The organism is Leeuwenhoekiella nanhaiensis, assembly GCF_002744755.1.
Lineage (GTDB): Bacteria > Bacteroidota > Bacteroidia > Flavobacteriales > Flavobacteriaceae > Leeuwenhoekiella > Leeuwenhoekiella nanhaiensis.
Genome location: NZ_KZ319307.1, coordinates 20,958 through 27,743 on the forward strand (window position 1 = coordinate 20,958; position 6,786 = coordinate 27,743).

Sequence of the window (6,786 nt, forward strand, 5' to 3'; positions counted from 1 at the left end):
CGCGTCACCTGACGCACTGAATACGCTGAATGAACTGGCCGCAGCGCTCGGGAATGATCCAGATTTTGCTACCACCATGACTAACGCGCTTGCGGGTAAACAACCGAAGAATGCGACACTGACGGCGCTGGCAGGGCTTTCCACGGCGAAAAATAAATTACCGTATTTTGCGGAAAATGATGCCGCCAGCCTGACTGAACTGACTCAGGTTGGCAGGGATATTCTGGCAAAAAATTCCGTTGCAGATGTTCTTGAATACCTTGGGGCCGGTGAGAATTCGGCCTTTCCGGCAGGTGCGCCGATCCCGTGGCCATCAGATATCGTTCCGTCTGGCTACGTCCTGATGCAGGGGCAGGCGTTTGACAAATCAGCCTACCCAAAACTTGCTGTCGCGTATCCATCGGGTGTGCTTCCTGATATGCGAGGCTGGACAATCAAGGGGAAACCCGCCAGCGGTCGTGCTGTATTGTCTCAGGAACAGGATGGAATTAAGTCGCACACCCACAGTGCCAGTGCATCCGGTACGGATTTGGGGACGAAAACCACATCGTCGTTTGATTACGGGACGAAAACAACAGGCAGTTTCGATTACGGCACCAAATCGACGAATAACACGGGGGCTCATGCTCACAGTCTGAGCGGTTCAACAGGGGCCGCGGGTGCTCATGCCCACACAAGTGGTTTAAGGATGAACAGTTCTGGCTGGAGTCAGTATGGAACAGCAACCATTACAGGAAGTTTATCCACAGTTAAAGGAACCAGCACACAGGGTATTGCTTATTTATCGAAAACGGACAGTCAGGGCAGCCACAGTCACTCATTGTCCGGTACAGCCGTGAGTGCCGGTGCACATGCGCATACAGTTGGTATTGGTGCGCACCAGCATCCGGTTGTTATCGGTGCTCATGCCCATTCTTTCAGTATTGGTTCACACGGACACACCATCACCGTTAACGCTGCGGGTAACGCGGAAAACACCGTCAAAAACATTGCATTTAACTATATTGTGAGGCTTGCATAATGGCATTCAGAATGAGTGAACAACCACGGACCATAAAAATTTATAATCTGCTGGCCGGAACTAATGAATTTATTGGTGAAGGTGACGCATATATTCCGCCTCATACCGGTCTGCCTGCAAACAGTACCGATATTGCACCGCCAGATATTCCGGCTGGCTTTGTGGCTGTTTTCAACAGTGATGAGGCATCGTGGCATCTCGTTGAAGACCATCGGGGTAAAACCGTCTATGACGTGGCTTCCGGCGACGCGTTATTTATTTCTGAACTCGGTCCGTTACCGGAAAATTTTACCTGGTTATCGCCGGGAGGGGAATATCAGAAGTGGAACGGCACAGCCTGGGTGAAGGATACGGAAGCAGAAAAACTGTTCCGGATCCGGGAGGCGGAAGAAACAAAAAAAAGCCTGATGCAGGTAGCCAGTGAGCATATTGCGCCGCTTCAGGATGCTGCAGATCTGGAAATTGCAACGAAGGAAGAAACCTCGTTGCTGGAAGCCTGGAAGAAGTATCGGGTGTTGCTGAACCGTGTTGATACATCAACTGCACCTGATATTGAGTGGCCTGCTGTCCCTGTTATGGAGTAATCGTTTTGTGATATGCCGCAGAAACGTTGTATGAAATAACGTTCTGCGGTTAGTTAGTATATTGTAAAGCTGAGTATTGGTTTATTTGGCGATTATTATCTTCAGGAGAATAATGGAAGTTCTATGACTCAATTGTTCATAGTGTTTACATCACCGCCAATTGCTTTTAAGACTGAACGCATGAAATATGGTTTTTCGTCATGTTTTGAGTCTGCTGTTGATATTTCTAAAGTCGGTTTTTTTTCTTCGTTTTCTCTAACTATTTTCCATGAAATACATTTTTGATTATTATTTGAATCAATTCCAATTACCTGAAGTCTTTCATCTATAATTGGCATTGTATGTATTGGTTTATTGGAGTAGATGCTTGCTTTTCTGAGCCATAGCTCTGATATCCAAATGAAGCCATAGGCATTTGTTATTTTGGCTCTGTCAGCTGCATAACGCCAAAAAATATATTTATCTGCTTGATCTTCAAATGTTGTATTGATTAAATCAATTGGATGGAATTGTTTATCATAAAAAATTAATGTTTGAATGTGATAACCGTCCTTTAAAAAAGTCGTTTCTGCAAGCTTGGCTGTATAGTCAACTAACTCTTCTGTCGAAGTGATATTTTTAGGCTTATCTACCAGTTTTAGACGCTCTTTAATATCTTCAGGAATTATTTTATTGTCATATTGTATCATGCTAAATGACAATTTGCTTATGGAGTAATCTTTTAATTTTAAATAAGTTATTCTCCTGGCTTCATCAAATAAAGAGTCGAATGATGTTGGCGAAATCACATCGTCACCCATTGGATTGTTTATTTGTATGCCAAGAGAGTTACAGCAGTTATACATTCTGCCATAGATTATAGCTAAGGCATGTAATAATTCGTAATCTTTTAGCGTATTAGCGACCCATCGTCTTTCTGATTTAATAATAGATGATTCAGTTAAATATGAAGGTAATTTCTTTTGTGCAAGTCTGACTAACTTTTTTATACCAATGTTTAACATACTTTCATTTGTAATAAACTCAATGTCATTTTCTTCAATGTAAGATGAAATAAGAGTAGCCTTTGCCTCGCTATACATTTCTAAATCGCCTTGTTTTTCTATCGTATTGCGAGAATTTTTAGCCCAAGCCATTAATGGATCATTTTTCCATTTTTCAATAACATTATTGTTATACCAAATGTCATATCCTATAATCTGGTTTTTGTTTTTTTGAATAATAAATGTTACTGTTCTTGCGGTTTGGAGGAATTGATTCAAATTCAAGCGAAATAATTCAGGGTCAAAATATGTATCAATGCAGCATTTGAGCAAGTGCGATAAATCTTTAAGTCTTCTTTCCCATGGTTTTTTAGTCATAAAACTCTCCATTTTGATAGGTTGCATGCTAGATGCTGATATATTTTAGAGGTGATAAAATTAACTGCTTAACTGTCAATGTAATACAAGTTGTTTGATCTTTGCAATGATTCTTATCAGAAACCATATAGTAAATTAGTTACACAGGAAATTTTTAATATTATTATTATCATTCATTATGTATTAAAATTAGAGTTGTGGCTTGGCTCTGCTAACACGTTGCTCATAGGAGATATGGTAGAGCCGCAGACACGTCGTATGCAGGAACGTGCTGCGGCTGGCTGGTGAACTTCCGATAGTGCGGGTGTTGAATGATTTCCAGTTGCTACCGATTTTACATATTTTTTGCATGAGAGAATTTGTACCACCTCCCACCGACCATCTATGACTGTACGCCACTGTCCCTAGGACTGCTATGTGCCGGAGCGGACATTACAAACGTCCTTCTCGGTGCATGCCACTGTTGCCAATGACCTGCCTAGGAATTGGTTAGCAAGTTACTACCGGATTTTGTAAAAACAGCCCTCCTCATATAAAAAGTATTCGTTCACTTCCGATAAGCGTCGTAATTTTCTATCTTTCATCATATTCTAGATCCCTCTGAAAAAATCTTCCGAGTTTGCTAGGCACTGATACATAACTCTTTTCCAATAATTGGGGAAGTCATTCAAATCTATAATAGGTTTCAGATTTGCTTCAATAAATTCTGACTGTAGCTGCTGAAACGTTGCGGTTGAACTATATTTCCTTATAACTTTTACGAAAGAGTTTCTTTGAGTAATCACTTCACTCAAGTGCTTCCCTGCCTCCAAACGATACCTGTTAGCAATATTTAATAGCTTGAAATGATGAAGAGCTCTGTGTTTGTCTTCCTGCCTCCAGTTCGCCGGGCATTCAACATAAAAACTGATAGCACCCGGAGTTCCGGAAACGAAATTTGCATATACCCATTGCTCACGAAAAAAAATGTCCTTGTCGATATAGGGATGAATCGCTTGGTGTACCTCATCTACTGCGAAAACTTGACCTTTCTCTCCCATATTGCAGTCGCGGCACGATGGAACTAAATTAATAGGCATCACCGAAAATTCAGGATAATGTGCAATAGGAAGAAAATGATCTATATTTTTTGTCTGTCCTATATCACCACAAAATGGACATTTTTCACCTGATGAAACAAGCATGTCATCGTAATATGTTCTAGCGGGTTTGTTTTTATCTCGGAGATTATTTTCATAAAGCTTTTCTAATTTAACCTTTGTCAGGTTACCAACTACTAAGGTTGTAGGCTCAAGAGGGTGTGTCCTGTCGTAGGTAAATAACTGACCTGTCGAGCTTAATATTCTATATTGTTGTTCTTTCTGCAAAAAAGTGGGGAAGTGAGTAATGAAATTATTTCTAACATTTATCTGCATCATACCTTCCGAGCATTTATTAAGCATTTCGCTATAAGTTCTCGCTGGAAGAGGTAGTTTTTTCATTGTACTTTACCTTCATCTCTGTTCATTATCATCGCTTTTAAAACGGTTCGACCTTCTAATCCTATCTGACCATTATAATTTTTTAGAATGGTTTCATAAGAAAGCTCTGAATCAACGGACTGCGATAATAAGTGGTGGTATCCAGAATTTGTCACTTCAAGTAAAAACACCTCACGAGTTAAAACACCTAAGTTCTCACCGAATGTCTCAATATCCGGACGGATAATATTTATTGCTTCTCTTGACCGTAGGACTTTCCACATGCAGGATTTTGGAACCTCTTGCAGTACTACTGGGGAATGAGTTGCAATTATTGCTACACCATTGCGTGCATCGAGTAAGTCGCTTAATGTTCGTAAAAAAGCAGAGAGCAAAGGTGGATGCAGATGAACCTCTGGTTCATCGAATAAAACTAATGACTTTTCGCCAACGACATCTACTAATCTTGTGATAGTAAATAAAACAATTGCATGTCCAGAGCTCATTCGAAGCAGATATTTCTGGATATTGTCATAAAACAATTTAGTGAATTTATCATCGTCCACTTGAATCTGTGGTTCATTACGTCTTAACTCTTCATATTTAGAAATGAGGCTGATGAGTTCCATATTTGAAAAGTTTTCATCACTACTTAGTTTTTTGATAGCTTCAAGCCAGAGTTGTCTTTTTCTATCTACTCTCATACAACCAATAAATGCTGAAATGAATTCTAAGCGGAGATCGCCTAGTGATTTTAAACTATTGCTGGCAGCATTCTTGAGTCCAATATAAAAGTATTGTGTACCTTTTGCTGGGTCAGGTTGTTCTTTAGGAGGAGTAAAAGGATCAAATGCACTAAACGAAACTGAAACAAGCGATCGAAAATATCCCTTTGGGATTCTTGACTCGATAAGTCTATTATTTTCAGAGAAAAAATATTCATTGTTTTCTGGGTTGGTGATTGCACCAATCATTCCATTCAAAATTGTTGTTTTACCACACCCATTCCGCCCGATAAAAGCATGAATGTTCGTGCTGGGCATAGAATTAACCGTCACCTCAAAAGGTATAGTTAAATCACTGAATCCGGGAGCACTTTTTCTATTAAATGAAAAGTGGAAATCTGACAATTCTGGCAAACCATTTAACACACGTGCGAACTGTCCATGAATTTCTGAAAGAGTTACCCCTCTAAGTAATGAGGTGTTAAGGACGCTTTCATTTTCAATGTCGGCTAATCGATTTGGCCATACTACTAAATCCTGAATAGCTTTAAGAAGGTTATGTTTAAAACCATCGCTTAATTTGCTGAGATTAACATAGTAGTCAATGCTTTCACCTAAGGAAAAAAACATTTCAGGGAGTTGACTGAATTTTTTATCTATTAATGAATAAGTGCTTACTTCTTCTTTTTGACCTACAAAACCAATTTTAACATTTCCGATATCGCATTTTTCACCATGCTCATCAAAGACAGTAAGATAAAACATTGTAACAAAGGAATAGTCATTCCAACCATCTGCTCGTAGGAATGCCTTATTTTTTTCTACTGCAGGAATATACCCGCCTCTTTCAATAACACTAAACTCCAACATATAGTAACCCTTAATTTTATTAAAATAACCGCAATTTATTTGGCGGCAACACAGGATCTCTCTTTTAAGTTACTCTCTATTACATACGTTTTCCATCTAAAAATTAGTAGTATTGAACTTAACGGGGCATCGTATTGTAGTTTTCCATATTTAGCTTTCTGCTTCCTTTTGGATAACCCACTGTTATTCATGTTGCATGGTGCACTGTTTATACCAACGATATAGTCTATTAATGCATATATAGTATCGCCGAACGATTAGCTCTTCAGGCTTCTGAAGAAGCGTTTCAAGTACTAATAAGCCGATAGATAGCCACGGACTTCGTAGCCATTTTTCATAAGTGTTAACTTCCGCTCCTCGCTCATAACAGACATTCACTACAGTTATGGCGGAAAGGTATGCATGCTGGGTGTGGGGAAGTCGTGAAAGAAAAGAAGTCAGCTGCGTCGTTTGACATCACTGCTATCTTCTTACTGGTTATGCAGGTCGTAGTGGGTGGCACACAAAGCTTTGCACTGGATTGCGAGGCTTTGTGCTTCTCTGGAGTGCGACAGGTTTGATGACAAAAAATTAGCGCAAGAAGACAAAAATCACCTTGCGCTAATGCTCTGTTACAGGTCACTAATACCATCTAAGTAGTTGATTCATAGTGACTGCATATGTTGTGTTTTACAGTATTATGTAGTCTGTTTTTTATGCAAAATCTAATTTAATATATTGATATTTATATCATTTTACGTTTCTCGTTCAGCTTTTTTATACTAA

Annotated in this window: 5 protein-coding genes; 2 read left to right on the top strand and 3 right to left on the bottom strand. The window is 39.5% G+C overall.

Translation table 11 applies throughout. From position 1 onward, the window contains the following. The first annotated feature begins 76 nt into the window (after nt 1-76). Nucleotides 77-1,021: a phage tail protein gene (locus CJ305_RS19865; protein ID WP_015979257.1), complete on the top strand. Its 945-nt coding sequence runs from the start codon at nt 77-79 to the stop codon at nt 1,019-1,021. 11 nt (nt 1,022-1,032) lie between these two features. Next, on the top strand, nt 1,033-1,605 hold the full coding sequence (locus CJ305_RS18075; RefSeq protein WP_425277498.1) for a tail fiber assembly protein: 573 nt from the start codon (nt 1,033-1,035) through the stop codon (nt 1,603-1,605). Between the two features lie 128 nt (nt 1,606-1,733). On the opposite strand, the gene CJ305_RS18080 is transcribed toward CJ305_RS18075, so the two are convergent. From CJ305_RS18080 to CJ305_RS18090, 3 genes are all read right to left on the bottom strand, one after another. After that, entirely contained in the window at nt 1,734-2,966 is a 1,233-nt protein-coding gene (locus CJ305_RS18080; RefSeq protein WP_000162952.1) for a hypothetical protein, read from the bottom strand. 590 nt (nt 2,967-3,556) lie between these two features. Further along, nucleotides 3,557-4,447 (bottom strand): HNH endonuclease signature motif containing protein, encoded by an 891-nt coding sequence (locus CJ305_RS18085; protein ID WP_000735931.1) that lies wholly within the window; start codon nt 4,445-4,447, stop codon nt 3,557-3,559. Then, entirely contained in the window at nt 4,444-6,021 is a 1,578-nt protein-coding gene (locus CJ305_RS18090; protein ID WP_015979259.1) for an AAA family ATPase, read from the bottom strand. The genes CJ305_RS18085 and CJ305_RS18090 overlap by 4 nt, the downstream gene beginning before the upstream one ends. Nucleotides 6,022-6,786 lie beyond the last annotated feature (765 nt).